Origin of the sequence: Holdemanella biformis DSM 3989 (assembly GCF_000156655.1) — a bacterium.
GTDB lineage: Bacteria > Bacillota_I > Bacilli_A > Erysipelotrichales > Erysipelotrichaceae > Holdemanella > Holdemanella biformis.
In genome coordinates, this window is sequence record NZ_DS996842.1 from 1 (window position 1) to 18,335 (window position 18,335).

Consider the following 18,335-nt stretch of genomic DNA (forward strand, 5'->3'; position numbering starts at 1 on the left):
CATTTTTTGTGTTCCCCTCAAAGATGCCATTTCTTAACTTAATGACATTGCGATTTGTCCTGTTTTTTATTTTTCACTGAAACCGATTACAATATCATGGTTATAAAATATATTTGCGTTTTGTTGATAAAAGTCTTTATATAAAGTAAATTTAATTAAAATTATTTTTTATTTGTTATATAATGTTTATATGTTTTAAATATGGGGGATATTAAAACAATTTTATATTTTAACCTTAATTTAAGTAACTAATGTTCATTGACAATGGGTTATATTAAGGTAAAATATATAAGCAACTGTTATCCTAGGGTGGAGTGCGGTTGAAATTTAGGAAATGATATTTATAGGGTACATGTATAGGATGTTAAAAATAGCTGGCTTTCCGCATTTTTAATTGAATTGTTCATCTGTTGATTTAGGTTCTATAGGGAGAAGTGTATCTAAATATCGGTGGTTATTGTTTTATTGAGTCTTATTTAATTATTAAATAAGCTTTTTTTATGGTTTGAAGGAGTTGGAATAGGAATATGTATCGAAAGAATACGAAGGGTTGGCTAAAGCATATTGATTTTATTATTTTGGATTTAGTATGTTTACAGATTGCTTTTGTATTAGCTTATTTTATAAGGAATGGAAGTATACATTTATACAATGATTTCTTATATAGAAATATGGCTATTATAATTGAATTGATTGATTTGATGGTATTGCTTCTATTTGGTACTTTGAAGGGTGTATTAAAGAGAGGGCATTATAAAGAGTTTGTAAAGACATTAAATCATGTGTTGATTGTTGGATTGCTTGCTGTTCTATATTTATTTGCAATTCAAAAGGGTATTCTATTTTCAAGATTAGTATTGTTTTTAGCAATAGGTATTTATCTTGTATTGACATATATTGTAAGAGAAGTATGGAAAGTACATATTAAAAAGGGTGTCAATAATGGGAATCGTAGAAAGTTATTGATCGTGAGTTCAAGTGATATTGCGAATTTGGTTATTGATAATATTGAAAAGAGTAATTATAGTCGTTATGACATTGTGGGTGTTGCATTATTAGATAAAAATTTAATTGGTAAAACAATTAATAATACGAAGGTTGTTGCGGATAATGATTCTGTTGCGATGTATGCATGTAAAGAATGGGTAGATGAAGTATTGATTGTGCTTCCTAAAGAAATTGCTTATCCTAATGAATTGATTGAACAATTAACTATGGCTGGTATTACTGTGCATATGAATTTAGCTAAAGCAATTAATTCGCCTGGTAAGAAGCAGTTTGTTGAAAAGATTGGTGATTATACAGTATTAACAACAAGTATCAATTATGCTCCGTTAAATGAAATCTTCTTAAAACGATTGTTTGATATTTTATGCGGATTACTTGGATGTTTATTTACATTGATTATTACTATTTTTATTGGTCCAATCATTTATTTTGCTAGTCCAGGACCAATCTTCTTTTCACAAGAGCGTGTGGGTAAGAATGGTAAGAAGTTTAAAATGTATAAATTCCGCAGTATGTATTTGGATGCGGAAGAAAGAAAAGCTGAATTAATGAAAGATAACAAATTAGGGGATGGAAAGATGTTTAAGATTGATTTTGATCCTCGTGTTATTGGAAATAAAGTCATGCCGGATGGTTCTCATAAAACAGGTATTGGTGAATTTATCCGTAAAACGAGTTTAGATGAATTCCCACAATTCTTTAATGTTTTAAAAGGAGATATGTCTATTGTAGGAACTAGACCTCCTTTAATTTCAGAAACAAATCTATATGAATATCAACACTTTGCACGATTAGCTATTAAACCTGGAATTACAGGAATGTGGCAAGTAAGTGGAAGAAGTGAAATTACTGATTTTGATGAAGTAGTAAAACTAGATAAGTATTATATTGAAAACTGGAATCTTGGTTTAGACATTAAGATTCTGTTAAAGACAGTGTTAGTTGTCGTATGTAAAAAAGGTGCGGTTTAAAAAAAAGGGAATTGATTTGAATATAGTCATGTTTGGACAAAAGAGACTGAGTCGTGAAGGTGGAGTGGAAATTGTCGTAGAAGAATTATGTACTAGAATGGTTAAGCAAGATTATCAAGTTATTTGTTTAAATCGTTAAGTGCATCATATGAGTGTGGCTAAAGGGTTGTATGTTGATAAGACGAGAAATTTAGCTAAAAGTGTAACTGTAGAGTAATGAAACTTATTTTGTTTTGGACATAAGAAGTGACATTAGCACGTTTAGCAGGCTTAATAATTAAAAGGAGATAAGGAAAAAATGAGAATTTTAGTGACAGGTGCAAATGGCTATTTAGGAACCGGAATAGTAGAAGCTATTTTGAATAGTGGAAATGAGGTTATTGCGGTAGATTTTAATACTGATCATGTGGATAGTCGAGCAAAAAAGGTAGCGTGTAATCTCTTTGAGATTGAAAATCCATATGAATATTTTGGTAAGCCAGAGGTGCTTTGCCATTTAGCATGGAGAGATGGATTTATTCATTACTCAAATGCACATATTGATGATCTTCCTGCTCACTACGATTTCATTAAGAAAATGGTTGAAGCAGGTTGTAAACATATTGCAGCAATGGGAAGTATGCATGAAATTGGATTCTTTGAAGGTTCTATAAACGAATCAACTCCGTGTCATCCCACAACTCCATATGGAATTGGAAAGAATGCACTTAGAGATTTAACTGTTATGTTATGCAAACAAAACAATTGCGTATTCCAATGGATGAGAGGTTATTATATTGTTGGTAACTCTAAGTTTGGTTCTTCTATCTTTTCTAAGATTACAGCAGCGGCAGAAGAAGGAAAAAAAGAGTTCCCATTTACTTTAGGACAAAATCAGTATGACTTTATTGACTATCCAGACTTCTGTACTCAAGTTGCAGCTGTTGTAGGTCAGAGCCAGGAACAGGGAATTATTAATATTTGCTCTGGAAGACCTGAAAAGTTAGCTGATAGAGTAGAAAGATTTATTAAAGAAAACAATTACGATATCAAACTTCAATACGGTGTATTCCCGGATAGGCCATATGATTCAAAGGCTATTTGGGGTGACAGTACTAAGATTGAAAAAATTTTAAATAAGAGGTAACAGGGAGAGGATAAAAGATGAAGTTATTGCTTATTATGCCGAAGTTTTTTAACTATCCGCAGTTGATCACAGAAGAGTTAAATAGAATGGGATATGAAGTTGACTTCTTCGACGATCGCCCTAGTACAAATGCCTGGGTTAAAGCTGCCATTCGTATTAACAAGAAGCTAATTCAAACCTACATAAAGAGGTACTTTGATGAAGTAATGAAGACGGTTAGTAGCAAGAAATACGATGTGGTTTTCTTGATTTCTGGTCAGTCATTGTCTTTTAGTGAGGATATGATTGCGCATATTAAAGAGTTTCAACCCCGAGCTAAATTTGTCTTATACCAGTGGGATTCTCAAACTAACTTCCCCTATATCAAAAGAGTACAGCATTTTTTTGATAAGTGTTATTCATTTGATAGAAAAGATACTGAGGAAACACCAACACTTAATTTTTTACCTTTATTCTATTCCAGAGTATATGAAGAGTTAGGAGCAAAGAATAAAAAAGACTTTAAGAATGATTTCTGTTTTATTGGAACAGCTCATCCAAAGAAATACAAGTTCATAAATATGATGAGTGAACAGTTAAAAGCAGTTTATCCGAAACAGTTCATTTATTTCTTCTTTCCATCTCCAATTGTTTATTTCTACAGAAAAGTTATGAATAAGGAGCTAAGAGGAGCAAAGTATAGTGAATTCCACTTTGAACCGCTTACGGGACAGAAAATGAATGATGTTTATGAAACTTCAAGATGTGTACTGGATTCTGCTCAGGCTGGACAGTTTGGTTTAACAATTAGGGTCTTGGAAGCGCTTGGTGCTAAGAAAAAACTAATTACAACTAATAAAGATATTGTAAATTACGATTTCTATCGTCCTGAGAATATTTACGTATATGAAGGACATATAGATTTAGATAATGTGTTCTTTAAAGAAGAATACAAAGAAGTAGATAAAGAAATTTACGAGAAATATTCTTTAAGAAGTTGGCTTAAAAAAATTGTGGAGGGTTAATTTTGAATGAAGGTATTACAGATAAATACATTTTCATATAAAGCAGCAGGTAATATCATGATGAATCTTCACAAGGCTATGCTTGAACAGGGAATTGATTCTTATGTGGCTTGGGGGAGAGGCAGAAAGGCAGAAAACAATCATGAATATTATATGAATGACGATTTTGGAATAAAGCTTCATGGCATTTATACAAGAATTACGGATAAACATGGATTTGGATCGGGTTCTTCGACTAAAAAACTATTGAGTTGGATTGATTCTATTAATCCAGATATTATTCATTTGCATTGTATTCATGGTTATTACATAAATATTGAGCTTCTTTTTAATTACATCAGGGAGAAAAATAAGAAAGTAATTTGGACACAACACGATTGTTGGGCTTTTACTGGTCATTGTGCTTATTTTGATGCAGTAGGATGTGAAAAATGGAAAAATGGGTGCTCTAATTGCGAACAATTAAATACATATCCTGCTTCAAAAGTGCTAGATAATTCTGAATGGAACTGGAAGAAGAAAAGAGATTTATTTACAGGTTTAGATATTAATGTAGTTACACCATGCAAATGGTTAGCAGATATTATGAGTAATTCATTTCTTGGTGAATATCCTATAAAAGTGATTTATAACGGAATCGATACAAATGTATTTAAACCTACTCAATCTGATTTTAAAGCTAAATACGGAATTGAAGAAAAAAAAATAATCCTGGGGGTAGCAGGAGAATGGTCTGAGCGAAAAGGATTAAGAGACTTTGTTAAGTTGAATGAAATAATTAATAAAGATGAGTATGTAATTGTTGTTGTAGGTGTAACTGATAAACAACTCAAAGAGTTACCATCAGATATTATTGCGATAACTCGAACTGAAAATGTTTATGAATTAGTAGAAATCTATTCTGCTACATATATTTATTTTAATCCTACTTATGAAGATAATTTCCCTACGACTAATTTAGAGTCAATGGCTTGTGGAACTCCAGTAATTACCTATAATACTGGTGGAAGTCCCGAATTTATTGATGATTCAAAATGCGTAATAGAGAAGGGGAACGTAGAGGCTGTTAGAGATATTCTTAGGGGAACAAAATTTCAAATTAAAAAGAATAATAGTATTTCTAATGTCTATATGATTAGGTCTTATCTTGATTTATATGCAAAAAGTGTAAAAATTAAAAAAGGAGCCAGATAATGAATAGATTATTTAAGGAACTATTTAAAGTTCCAATCTATAGAATGTTTAGAAATATATTTCTAAATTTTTAATTTTGATGGTTTTATGAAATATCAAATATGGTATTATAAAAAAATAGGAGTTCACATAGATAGTAAAGTAACTTATACATGTCCTGATGCGTTTATAGATAGTTGTTTCTATAAAGCTATTACAATTGGTAAAAACGCATTTATTAGTAAACATGTTATGTAATAACTCAAAATTATTCAATACATAATCAACTGGTTAATATTGGTATAGAGCTTGAAAAAGGACAAAACGCTGACTTTATTAAATCTTTTTCTATAAGAAATAATTCTTTCATAGGTGCTAGAGCATTCCTTTCGCCAGGAACTATTCTTGGCAAAAATTGTATAGTTGGCACAGGATTGGTTGTAAAAGGGACTATTCCAAATTTTAGCATTGTTGTAAGAAAACCAGGAAAAGTTATTGGAGATACAAGAGAATTTGCCGAAAAAAATTTAATTAAATGACTGGAGAATATAAAATGATTAGATTGTTGTATGCAATGGGCGGGCCGATGGTTAGAGCTGGTGCAGAAACCATGGTTATGAGATATATAAGAGAATTAATTAAGAGTAATGAGTATAAGATTTCAATATTAATACATGCTAACTCTGATGAAAATGGAGATTATGATGAAGAACTTCAAATGCTAGGTATTCCGATATTTAGAGTTCCAAGAAGAGGGACAGATCCTATTAAATATCAAAAAAATCTAGATGTGTTTTTTAGAGAAAATGAATTTGACATTGTTCATTGTCATATGGATGTGGCTTGTGGAGTGTTTCTTTCTGCGGCTAAAAGAGCAAATATTCCGGTAAGAATAGCTCATTCTCATCTTACTACATATCAAGCAACCAATCTAATTAAAAAAATTGCTGGCTTCTTTTCTAAGAAGAAGATTCCTAGTGTTGCTACTCATAGATTAGCTTGTTCAAAAAAAGCGGGGGATTGGTTATTTGAAGGACGTTCTTTTGAAGTAATCAATAACGCACTAGATTTGGATGAATATAGAAATGTAAAGAGTGATTGTGAGTTAAGAAAAAAACTTCTGATTGATGAAGACGATTTTGTTATTGGGCATATTGGAAGATTTTGTTTGCAAAAAAATCATGAATTTCTCTTAGAAATTTGCTCAAAAATTTCTAGACCTAAGTGGAAACTAGTTTTAGTTGGAGTCGGACCACTATTAGATAACATGATTGAAAGAGCGGAGAAATTAGGCATAAAAGATAGAGTATTGTTTTTAGGCCTATCAAATGATATTCCAAAAATAATGAATATGTTCGATGTGTTTGTGATGCCTTCGTTATTTGAGGGATTACCTGTAACTGGTATAGAAGCACAAGCTTCTGGAAAACCTTGTATTTTTTCAGACAGAATTACACCAGAGATTTGTTTTACATCAAACGCAAAAATGTATTCTCTTGAGAATAAAGAAGTTTGGATTAATTCACTTTCAAAAGAAACATTTATTAACAATATCGATGAAGCTCAAAAAGCACTTTCTAATAATGGGTATTCGATTAAAATCGAAGCACAAAAATTAAATAAGCTGTATAAAGATATGTTAGGAGATTAACTATGTTTTTTAGAAATAATTTTAACATAAAAATTCAATCAGCGTTTGTTTTTTATTTCTTCTTAATCGAATTTCTCTTTATTATTATTTTTTTGAATTTAATAACCTCTTTTAGTTACACACAAATGGCTATTGTATCAATTGTGCAATTGATTTTAAATCTCATGGCATTAAAGTTTTTGGTTAAATTGGATTTTATTTCTATTCCATGTATGTTTGTTTTATTTACATTTATATTTCATTGTGGGGAAATATTAAAATATGGATTTGATATTCCAGGAACAGACTATTTCCCTCTAGAACTATATGCTTCTAATTTTGAAATAAGCAAAGCTTTTATCTTTTATTTGTTATCCCAAGCCTTTATTTTTTTGGGTATAGGAGTTTCTATAAAGCCTAGTCAGAATTCAATCTATAGAATTAACCAATTATCTATGAAATTGCCAAAAGATTCAAAAAATACAGGGAGAATCTTGTTTGGGATTGGGATAATTCCTCGATTATTTTTAGACGTATATCAGTTATATATTTCGTCAAGAGGTGGCTACATGGCATTATTTACTGAAAATATTCCGCAGTTTGTGAGTACGTTAGCTTTTTTTTCGATGCAGGTGTTATCTATTTATTGATTAGTGAAAGTGATAAAAAGAAGACTACAACTATTTTTTGGGGTGTTTTATTATATAAAGCATTTACAATGTTAAGTGGAAGTAGACAAGATAAAGTTTGCTTTTTATTGATATGGATATATATTTATTATTTGATAAAAAACAAACTTAACATAAAAAAAACATTGGTTTTAATAATAATGTCATTTTTGGGGTTTTATTTTATTTCGTCGATTGGAGCGGGTAGAGTCAATTCTGACATAGAATTTGGAGGCTTTCTTTCCACAATAAATACATTTTCTTATACAATTGGATCATCGCTAAGCGAATTTGGATCTGCGTTTAATACTTTAGTCTTAGCAGTGAAATATACACCATTTAATATTTCTTACGGATATGGATTAAGCTTTGTTGCAGCAATTGTTTCTTGTGTCCCTTTATTGGTTGCAAGAATTCCTTTGTTGGCTGACAAGACAATTTTTATAACTCAATTACCGGGAAGTATATACCATTCCCTTGGGGGTTCTTTCTTAGGAGAATTATTTTATAACTTCTCATGGATAGGGCCTGTATTTTGTATATTTATTGGAAGCATATTGGGTAAATCACATTATGGCATAAAAAATAAAGACAATAATCTATCAAATGTTGCTTGCTTATATTCTGTTATTGGAACAGCTATGTTTTTGTATGTAAGAGGTTATGTAACTGATATGGGACAAAAGATAATTTGGTTAAGTATTCTTTTGATTATTTTGAAATCAAAAGAAAAGAAGAGAAGTAGCTTTAATTAAAATAGTTGAGGATATGTATGAGACAAATAAGTATAATTATTCCAGTTTATAATGCAAGTAAGTATGTATCTAGATGTATTGAAAGTATATTAAATCAAAGTTATAAAAATATCGAATTAATAATCATAAATGATGGATCTACAGATAATAGTTTAGAAATATGTAATAAGTATAAGAACTCTTTTTCGAAGATTCAAATAGTATCAATAGAGAATAATGGAGTATCTAATGCAAGAAATATAGGTATAGAATTATGTACCTCTGAATATTTTATGTTTATTGATGCAGATGATTGGATTGAAAAAAATTTATTATATGATATGTCCTGCTACATTCACGAGAGTGATTTGATTATTGCTGGATTTGAGATTCTATATCCTGACATGGTTTATAGCTATAACATTGAGAAAACAGAAACATTGAGTTTGAATGAATTTTTAGATAACTTTGATTATTATTATCGAAGTACCATTATAAACAGTCCCTGTTCAAAAATTTATAAGAAAAGTATTCTAAAGGATTTACGTTTCAATGTGAACATTAGACTGGGAGAGGATTTTGATTTCAATCTAAAATATCTTGATATGTGCAAGTCGGTGAGTGTAATTAGTGGGTCTAGTTATATATATGATTGTACTATTGCGGGTACAGCAACAAAAATATATAGAACAGGCTCATTTGAAGAAATATTACAGGTAAACTTAAAAGGAAAAGAGTTTTGCAAACGACATAACGTTAGGGAATATAACAAAAGTTTAGATGAAAATTTATGTTTAAATGGAATACATTTATTAGATGTTTTGGCTAATTCTACTAATACATTTGATTACAAACATAGAGAATCATTAGTTTTATTAGAAAATCAGGTATTTAGAAATGCGTGTAAATCGATTGAAAATAAATATGGACCTAAAACCATAATATCTAAGTACTTGTGTCTATTTAATAATTATCTTTTATTGTTTTTATTCTTTAGAATTAAAAAACTAACTTAAAAAATGAAAGTAGCATCGAAAAGAATATAGAAAATAAAAGAAGGTGCTTTGCAATAAATAAATAATGATTTTATAAAGGTATGACTAAACAACGAAGTACAAAAAATAGTGAAAAAAATCACTTATTTAAAATTCCAATTCTTAAACTTATGCTTTTAACCACGCATCAAGATGTAGATTGATTCATGCAATGACTGAGAAGAATTCACTCTTTGCACCATCGTGTCGATGCATCTTGTGTAAGCCGTAAGTATTTAATACTGCATTGTTGACTCTTTCAGTTCAGGTAAAATCTTTGTAAATAGATTTTCATTTAGGTGAACCATATGAAACAGCTATTTAAATCTAGGCTTATTATCTTTGTCTTTAACATAGACAACTTTTCCATAGTTAGTGATAGAACATGTTTGTGCAAAAGGATAGTAATTAATAAGTCTAGTTTTCAAGGGACAGTGTTATTTCTTTCAGTAACGAGTATGGTCATATCCATCATATTTCATGGTGTAACTATAGCTACAGACTCGTATACCATCTGAATTGAAAAATTTACAGGTTTTATTTTCAATCGATTTTCTTCGTTTATTATTATCAATCAAAGGTATGATATTCATGTCTTGAGAAAATTGATAAATTGCGAGACTGTCCGAAATGGAGATAAGACACATATACTTAGGTTTTAGATGCTTGATTGATATCCAGTATTTGGGTCACAGCCGAAACACAGGAGAAAGCATTATATCGAAATGCTTTTTATGGAGAGATAAAAACAGGCCAATTAATGTGTAGAGACAGGTTGTGGAAAGAGACATTGTAGAAAGTGAAGCCAAAAAATACTGAGCTTGATTACTGTTCCAACCAATATACGCATTTGGTATTGAGAAGAGATAGTTATTGTCAGAATCTGGAATATTTTGAACTACATGTTCACATCAGGGTGAGTGAACATGAAGGTACGAGCCATACAAAGAAAAAGACGAATCGGCAGGTACAATTAAACCAATATCAAAAAAATTATAGCAATAGCATTAAAAAGAGATTGAATTGTAAACAGCAGACGATCTTTATCGAACCCTTCACCTTCTTAGAATGCGAGCGGAGCGAGATGCGAAAAATGAGAAAAAATCAAAATGGTGGAGGGGAATAAAAAAGCACTGTTTATCAACTTCGAGAGTTTTTGATAGTGCTCTATGAAAAAGAGGAGGTAAAAATTCATGAAAAAATTTGCTTTTTATTTACCACAATTTCATGAAATTCCAGAAAACAATGAGTGGTGGGGAAAAGGATTTACTGAATGGACAAATATAAAAAAAGCTAAACCATTGTATAAAGGGCATGTGCAACCAAATTATCCTTTAAATAATTATTTCTATTCATTAGATAACAAATCTACGCTGGAATGGCAAGCTCAACTTGCTCAAAAATATGATGTCGATGGAATGATTTTCTATCATTATTATTTTAATGGAAAAAAATTACTTGAAAAACCAGCTGAAATGTTGTTGGCAAATGCTGATATTCCGATGAGATTTTTCTTCTGCTGGGCGAATCATAGTTGGTATAGATCTTGGGAGGGAACTAAGGAATTGCTATTGGAACAGTCTTATGGTTGTGAAGACGATTGGGAAACACATTTTCAGTATTTATTACCATTTTTTCAAGACTCTAGATATGAAAAGAGAAATAATAAACCGTTATTTATGATTTTCAAATCAAATTTTGGCCAAAAAAATGATTATTTAACCTATCTAGATAAAAGATGTATAGATTGTGGTTTCGCGGGTTTGTGTTGTATAGAAATATGTGAAAGTTACGATGAAAACGTAATACAAAAATTTATTAAAAATAAAGCAAGTGTAACAGATTTTGTTCACTTAAGAGAACCTGCTTCGATGCTAAGTTGTTACACTAAATCACTTAGCTATTTCCCACAGAGAGTTGCAAATTATATTGGGAAAAAAATCAAACGGAACCAATATTTAGTAAGGTATTCTGGTGAAAAAATGTATAAAGTTGCAAATGATACTAAATTAAATGTTAACAATGTTATTAGAGGTCTATGTTTTGAGTGGGATAATACACCTAGACATGGATATAGAGGTTATGTAATAACTCCTCCTAGCAAGGAAAGCTTCTTTAAATATATGGATAGTGTTCAAAGTGATGAATATTTATTCATTAATGCTTGGAATGAGTGGTGCGAGGGCATGGTATTAGAACCTACACAAGAAAAAAAATATAAATATTTAGAATGGATTAAGGAATGGAGTAATAGAAAATGAAAATAGGTTTAATTGGATTTGAGTTCGAATCTGCTAATAAAGGTTGTGAAGCGTTAGTATATTCATTTTTATCACTTTTTAATGAATTAGTTACTAAGGATGTAACAGTTTATAATTTTTCAGGTACAAATATTGGGATGGTTTCTAACTATTTTTCAGATTATAAATTTATTAACATTCTTCCTAGGCTAAAAGATGTTAATATGAAGTATTTTAGAGCCTTAAGATCGTGTGATTATATTTTTGATGTAACAATGGGCGATAGTTTTTCAGATATTTATTCTAAAGACTATTACTTTCATCTAATTAAACAGAAGGTTTATGCTGAATTGATAGGAAAAAAATATATTCTATTACCTCAAACATATGGTCCTTTTGAATACGCTGAGTCTGAAAAGAAAGCTAAAAAGGTGTTCAATAGAGCGTATAAGATTTATTGTAGAGATGAAATGTCTCAAAAACTGTTAGAAGAGAAATTTGGCATCAAGAATTCAGTGTTAGTTTCAGATATGGCTTTTGTTTTACCTTTCAATAAAGCAAAATATAAGTTTTCGAATAAAGAAAAAATTGGCATTAACATTTCTGGTTTATTATATAAGGGTGGATTCCATTCAGAAAATCAATTTGGTTTATCTTTGAATTATCCTGAACTTATTAATAAATTAATTAATGAATTAAGTGATAAGTATGAGGTTCATTTGATACCACATGTTATCGACTTAAAAGAAGATGCTTATGATGACGATTATAAGATATGTGAACTTCTAAATGAGAAGTATCCCAATACTATTTTAGCTCCAGCATTCGATACTCCGATTGAAGCAAAAAGTTATATTAGTAACATGGATGTTTTTGTTGGGTCAAGAATGCATTCTACTATTGCATCTTTTTCGGCTGGGGTTGTTACAATTCCAATTTCATATAGTAGAAAATTTGAAGGTCTATTTGGCAGTTTGAATTATCCATATGTGGTAAATGCTAAAGAGGAAACAACTGACTCTGCATACGAATTAGTTGTGAATTTCATTAAAGATAGATCAAAATTGGCTGGTGTTCAAAAAGAGTCAATGACGATTATCCAAGAGAAGAATAGAAGATTTAAAGAAAGTATACGAGAACTTTTGAAGGAGAAATAGTATATGGAATATACAAATAACAACAATATAGAAATAGTTGTTAGGCTATTGAAAGAAAACAATATTTCAGACATAGTAATTAGCCCGGGAGGGACAAATATACCGTTCATTAAAAAACTACAAGATGATGAGTTCTTTAATTGTTTTTCAGTTGTTGATGAAAGAAGTGCCGCATACATTGCTATTGGTGTTTATTTACAAAGACATAAACCAGTAGTAATTTTATGTACAAGTGCACAGGCAACAAGAAATTATATACCTGCTCTTACGGAAGCCTATTATAAACGTGTGCCAATCCTTGCGTTAACTATGGAAAAGCATTCGCGTTTTAAGTATCAAGAATATATGCAGGCTCCTGACCAAACATCGTTGCCTAAAGACAGTGTAAAAAAGTCATTTGAGCTTCCTTTTGTTTCTGACATTAATGATTATTATCACAGTTTACGTATTGCGAATGAGGCACTAATAGAGTTAACAAGAAATGGGACAGGACCAGTACAGTTATGTGTTCCTTGGCTTGATTTCCCATTAGTAGATATTGAACCTGAGTTTAGAACGATTAAGTATTACAAAACAAACGAAATTGTAAATGAAGATTTAGCTAATAAGAAGATATTAGTTGTTATTGGTGAACACATCCCCTTCAACGAAGTGGAAGTTAATGCAATCAATAGTTTTTGTGAAAAAACTAACACAATTATTTATACCAATCATTTATCAAATTTTTCTAACGAGTATACAGTAAAAGCTAATCACTTATTGCTTTGTTCGGAGATAGAAGAACTTAATGAAATTAAACCGGAGGTGATCATTTCAATTGGTGGTCAAACCGGAGATTATCCATTTTATTTAGCTTTCTCAAAAAATGTGCTAACTGGTATCGAGCATTGGAGAGTGAATGAAGATGGAAAAGTTATTGATACATACGATAAATTAACAAGAGTCTATCAAGGAACAATTATTGAATTCTTTACTTCGGTACATTCTTTTTGTCAGGATCATTCATACTATGGCTTATGGAAGACTAAGATTGGAAAGATTAAAAATGATTTCAAAGTACCATTTTCTAATGTGTCAATTGCACAACACATGCATGATAAGTTACCTGAGGAATCAATTATTCAGTTTTCAATTTTAAATAGTTTACGTGTTTGGAATATGTTTCATTTGAATCCATCCATTGAATGTTATTCCAATGTAGGTGCATTTGGTATTGATGGTGGTATGTCAACGCTAATTGGTCAAAGTATGGTTACCGATAAATTATGTTTTATGGTGATTGGAGATTTAGCATTTTTCTATGATATGAATGTTTTAAGTGTAAGACATATTAAGAGCAATGTTCGAATTCTTCTTATAAATAATAATGGAGGAATAGAATTTAAGTTACACGGTGAGAATAAAAAAGATCAAGATAGATTTATTGCGGCAGCTAATTATCATGGTTCAGCAAAAGGTTGGGCTGAAACTTGTGGATTTGAGTATATATATGCTCATAATATGAAAGAATTTATTGAACAAAGTGATAAATTCCTCAGCAATTCAGAAAAACCAATTTTATTCGAAGCATTTGTGACTGACGAAGATGAGAGTGATGCATATCAAACACTTGTAAGAGAAAATAAGCCTAAAAATGCCAAAGATACTTTAAAAGGTGCACTAAAAAGTGTTCTTGGGGATAAAGCTTTTAAAATTTTAAAAGATACTATTAAGGGATAAAGATAGCATGAATATTAAAGCGTACATAAAAAAGAAATTAGTAAGAGTTAAAAAGGAAAAAGTGATTATCCCATGTTTGGAAGGACATATCCTCGAAGGAAGAAAAGCTTTAGTTACGGGTGGAAGCTCAGGTATAGGTTATTCTATTGCGGAGTCTTTTTTGAAAAATGGAGCAAGTGTAGTTATTTGTGGACGTAATATTTCAAAATTAGAAGAAGCAAAGCAGAAACTTATAATTTCTTTAGATTGTAATAAAACTAGAATACAAATTTTACAATTGGATATTTCAGATATAGTAGAAATGAAGAATACTTTACAATCATTTCTCGCTAATAACATTATCGATATTTTTGTGAATAATGCTGGTGTCAATGGAGGAGATTTATTTCCTAATACTTTAGAGGAAGATTATGATAAAGTGTTAGATACTAATCTAAAAGGTATGTACTTTATTTCACAGGAATTTGCAAAGTATATGGTGGAGAATAAAATAGAAGGAAACATCCTTAACATTACTTCATCCTCATCATTGCGCCCTGGGATTTCACCTTACATTGTTTCGAAGTGGGGAGAAAGAAGTCTTACTTTAGGTATGGCCAAGAAGTATTTATCTTATGGAATTATTGTTAACGGTTTAGCTCCAGGTTCGACTTTAACACCCATGTTAAGAAATGATGTAGAGAATGATTTAAGTTTAGATTATTCACCGTCTAAAAGATATGCAGCTCCTGAAGAAATTGCTAATTTAGCTACAGTTTTAGTTAGTGGAATGGGAAGAATGATTGTTGGGGATACTATTTATGCAACTGGTGGAGCCGGTATTCTTACTTTTGATGACACAACTTATTAAAGGAGGATGAATGTGAACCAAAAAAGTAAATCCTTAATAAAAAATATTGGGCTATTTACAATTGGGAGCTTTGGATCAAAGATATTATCCTTTTTGTTAGTTCCTTTATATACTGCGGTATTAACAACTACTGAATATGGTTATGTTGATTTAATTACTTCAACAGCTTCTTTATTAACTCCAATACTTTTATTGAGTGTTTTTGATGCAACGCTTAGGTTTGGTATGGATCCTGATTATAAAAAAGAGGATGTATTATCCACATCTATCAATATTGCAATAAAAGGAACGATTGTTCTTGTATTTAGTGTATTAATAGTTGAGTTAACTAAAGTGTTGAATATTTCATATTTATATTTAACATTTTTGGTGATATATTTTGTGTTGGGCGCAGTAAGTCAAATTTTTAATTTATATCTAAGAGCTGTAAATAAGGCTGGTGTAATTGCAAGTAGTGGAATATTATGTACGCTAATAACTTGTATCAGCAATCTTTTTCTTTTATTAGTATTTAGGTGGGGAATTGTTGGGTACATGATTAGTAATACTATTGGTGTACTAATTCAGAATATCTATCAATTGTACATAGGAAAAATCTACAAAGATATTAAATTTAAAAATTATACGGATTTATCAAAACCAATGATTAAATATAGTTCACCATTAATTGCAAATTCTATATCTTGGTGGGTTAATAATGCAAGCGATCGATATATACTTACCTTTATGAAAGGTGTTGCAGAAAATGGTATTTATTCAGTTGCGTACAAAATCCCAACTATTCTGACAATGTTTCAAGGAATTTTCTATAATGCATGGTCGATATCAGCAATAAAGGAATTCGATGAAGATGACACGGATGGATTTATTGGTACAAACTATTCGCTTTACAGTTTTATTTCGTTAGCTATATGCTCAGGATTATTAATTGTCAATATTCCGTTAGCTTCGTTCTTGTATAAGGGAGATTACTTTATAGCTTGGAGATGTGTTCCATTTTTATTGATGGGAACGGTATTCTGCGGAATCTCACAGTTTGAGGGGTCTCTTTTTGCGGCTACTAGAAATACAAAGTCAGTGGCTAGAACTACAGTAATCGGCGCAATTGTAAATACTATTTGTAATTTAATTTTTATTAATTTTATTGGTGCGATTGGTGCAGCGTTAGCAACCTTGTTCGGATATTGTGTAACATGGTTGTTAAGAACAAAATATCTACAGTCATTTATTAGAATGAAAATCAAGTGGATGACGCATATAATATCGGTAGTAATTGTTTTTATTCAATCAGTTATGGCAACATGTGGAATTTCAATGTTTATTCAAGTAATACCTTTCTTTTTATTATTAGTATTAAATAGACAGGCCCTTTTGTCGGTATTTAATAAACTTTTGAAAGAAAAAAAGTAAACTAAAATTTCAAATGGTATCATTAAAATACTTGTTAAGGAGTTTGGATTATGCCAAACAACAAAAACAAAAATTCGACTGCCTTAACGACCTTTATCAGTTTACTGATGACGAGCATCAAGTCAATATAGATGAACTCATAGAATTAGTAAAAGACAGGGATGCAAAAGTAAACGCATGACGGTTTTTAATATTGTTGTATACTTTGAGTTCAGAAATTGCTTTTACTATGACGGTGAATACTTTGAAATTTCTGATTGATGCTGTTTCTTCTCCTCGTTTTATTAGGGAGAAGTAGAGTGATGAATTAATTTAGAAGATTGCAAAGCTGGCAGGTTATCGTTCGTTCAAGTTGACTATTTACATCTTTATCGGTGATCGTATCAAAGATGGTAATGAGAAACTCTATCTTGTTATTGATATCATTGGTAAGGATATTGATGACAAACAGTAGATGACTTTCCAATATTTCGATTACGCACGTAATAAGAAGAAGATTTATCGGCATAATGGTCAAGTTAATGTGGTAAGTCCATATTCCTTGGCTTGGAATGGTGATTGCTACTATGTGCTTGCCTATAATTAAAAGGTGCTTCCTTTCCGTGTGAATCGTATCTCAAATCAAGTCGTATCCGAATCGGATGCAGTTTTGGCGCCAGATGATTTCAAGGTGTCAAATCACACTAACAAGCTCTTCAAGATGTATGACGTAGATGAGGTGGAAGTAACACACGAATTGAAGAATTACCTGATGAAGGACATCTTCATTGATTTGGAGAGGATGTGTATATTGAGTATAAGTCAGATGAGACCTTCCTAGCAAAAGTTTTTGTATGTATTGGTACCACCTTTTATGAATGGCTCTTTTAGTCGATGGAAATATTCAAATCCTTGCACCGGAAGATGTACGGAATGAAAAGACAGTGGATCAAGTGACTAAAAAATTGAGTGAATGCTATCAAATATCAGAGCAAGTATTGATAACGGGTAACTAAATAATCTAGGGGTTTCCAAGAAATATCTATGGGTCAATATATAAGACTGATGCCTTAAGGGTATTATCTTATAAACCCCTAGATTTTATTTAAATGATTAAAAGGATTTCGGTTATGTGATACCCAACTGAAATCCTTTTTTTGTTATGTTTATTTTTTCAACATTATTATAGTTGCTATTGTAAGCGTCAAATAGGACATATATTTAATAAGGAAGAGTTTTAAGAATCAGAACTACAAGTATTAGAATTGATTTTAGTAAAATTTTTTTTCTGATTTAAGTGAATTTGTCAATGATTTAACACAATGCCCATGCCTATAAATATTTTATTTTTAGCGGTACTGGAATTCGAACATTAATTGATATTTATGTTTATAATGAATCTCGTTCATTGGATCTAAATTATATAAATGAACAATGCAAAATTCTAGGTATACAAGACTATGAAAAAGAAGCCAGAGAAATGGCTTATAAATTGTTTGATGTACCAAACAATGATTTTTCAAGTTTAACGAAAGAAGAGCTTGAATATGTTGAATACTATTTTACAAGTGGTACCTATGGCACAGCCAAACAAAGAATGCAGAATGAAATTCATAAATTTGAACTGGAAGG

The 18,335-nt window shown here is 30.7% G+C and carries 15 protein-coding genes; all 15 read left to right on the forward strand.

What is annotated here, in order from left to right; all coding sequences use genetic code 11:
- Positions 1-527: 527 nt before the first annotated feature.
- The 15 genes from EUBIFOR_RS05070 to EUBIFOR_RS05130 all read left to right on the forward strand — a co-directional run bounded on the left by EUBIFOR_RS05070 (position 528) and on the right by EUBIFOR_RS05130 (position 16,724).
- A complete protein-coding gene (locus tag EUBIFOR_RS05070; protein WP_003864867.1) occupies positions 528-1,979 on the forward strand; it encodes a sugar transferase in 1,452 nt (483 codons plus the stop codon).
- Positions 1,980-1,995: 16 nt separating this feature from the next.
- Complete coding sequence (locus EUBIFOR_RS13245) at positions 1,996-2,118, forward strand: glycosyltransferase family 4 protein (RefSeq protein WP_244264152.1); 123 nt, start codon at positions 1,996-1,998, stop codon at positions 2,116-2,118.
- A gap of 159 nt (positions 2,119-2,277) precedes the next feature.
- Complete coding sequence (locus EUBIFOR_RS05075) at positions 2,278-3,105, forward strand: NAD-dependent epimerase/dehydratase family protein (protein ID WP_003864869.1); 828 nt, start codon at positions 2,278-2,280, stop codon at positions 3,103-3,105.
- Positions 3,106-3,122: 17 nt separating this feature from the next.
- Positions 3,123-4,109, forward strand: a complete 987-nt coding sequence (locus EUBIFOR_RS05080) for a WaaS/CpsH family glycosyltransferase (RefSeq protein WP_003864870.1) — start codon at positions 3,123-3,125, stop codon at positions 4,107-4,109.
- 6 nt (positions 4,110-4,115) lie between these two features.
- Positions 4,116-5,303 (forward strand): glycosyltransferase, encoded by a 1,188-nt coding sequence (locus EUBIFOR_RS05085; protein ID WP_003864871.1) that lies wholly within the window; start codon positions 4,116-4,118, stop codon positions 5,301-5,303.
- Between the two features lie 329 nt (positions 5,304-5,632).
- On the forward strand, positions 5,633-5,821 hold the full coding sequence (locus tag EUBIFOR_RS13530; RefSeq protein WP_390622151.1) for an acyltransferase: 189 nt from the start codon (positions 5,633-5,635) through the stop codon (positions 5,819-5,821).
- 14 nt (positions 5,822-5,835) lie between these two features.
- Positions 5,836-6,933, forward strand: coding sequence for a glycosyltransferase family 1 protein (locus EUBIFOR_RS05090; RefSeq protein ID WP_167528771.1), 1,098 nt, complete (start codon positions 5,836-5,838; stop codon positions 6,931-6,933).
- A gap of 2 nt (positions 6,934-6,935) precedes the next feature.
- A complete protein-coding gene (locus EUBIFOR_RS13535) occupies positions 6,936-7,562 on the forward strand; it encodes an O-antigen polysaccharide polymerase Wzy (protein WP_003864875.1) in 627 nt (208 codons plus the stop codon).
- Positions 7,559-8,335 (forward strand): O-antigen polysaccharide polymerase Wzy, encoded by a 777-nt coding sequence (gene wzy, locus EUBIFOR_RS13540; RefSeq protein WP_003864876.1) that lies wholly within the window; start codon positions 7,559-7,561, stop codon positions 8,333-8,335. The genes EUBIFOR_RS13535 and wzy overlap by 4 nt, the downstream gene beginning before the upstream one ends.
- Before the next feature lie 17 nt (positions 8,336-8,352).
- On the forward strand, positions 8,353-9,330 hold the full coding sequence (locus tag EUBIFOR_RS12125; RefSeq protein WP_003864877.1) for a glycosyltransferase family 2 protein: 978 nt from the start codon (positions 8,353-8,355) through the stop codon (positions 9,328-9,330).
- A gap of 1,211 nt (positions 9,331-10,541) precedes the next feature.
- Positions 10,542-11,609: a glycosyltransferase WbsX family protein gene (locus tag EUBIFOR_RS05110; RefSeq protein ID WP_003864879.1), complete on the forward strand. Its 1,068-nt coding sequence runs from the start codon at positions 10,542-10,544 to the stop codon at positions 11,607-11,609.
- Positions 11,606-12,745, forward strand: coding sequence for a polysaccharide pyruvyl transferase family protein (locus EUBIFOR_RS05115; protein ID WP_003864880.1), 1,140 nt, complete (start codon positions 11,606-11,608; stop codon positions 12,743-12,745). Before EUBIFOR_RS05110 ends, EUBIFOR_RS05115 begins: the two co-directional genes overlap by 4 nt.
- A 3-nt stretch (positions 12,746-12,748) precedes the next feature.
- Positions 12,749-14,464: a thiamine pyrophosphate-binding protein gene (locus EUBIFOR_RS05120; protein ID WP_003864881.1), complete on the forward strand. Its 1,716-nt coding sequence runs from the start codon at positions 12,749-12,751 to the stop codon at positions 14,462-14,464.
- 7 nt (positions 14,465-14,471) lie between these two features.
- Positions 14,472-15,314, forward strand: a complete 843-nt coding sequence (locus EUBIFOR_RS05125) for an SDR family NAD(P)-dependent oxidoreductase (protein WP_003864882.1) — start codon at positions 14,472-14,474, stop codon at positions 15,312-15,314.
- 6 nt (positions 15,315-15,320) lie between these two features.
- Positions 15,321-16,724: an oligosaccharide flippase family protein gene (locus tag EUBIFOR_RS05130; protein ID WP_003864883.1), complete on the forward strand. Its 1,404-nt coding sequence runs from the start codon at positions 15,321-15,323 to the stop codon at positions 16,722-16,724.
- Positions 16,725-18,335: the final 1,611 nt, after the last annotated feature.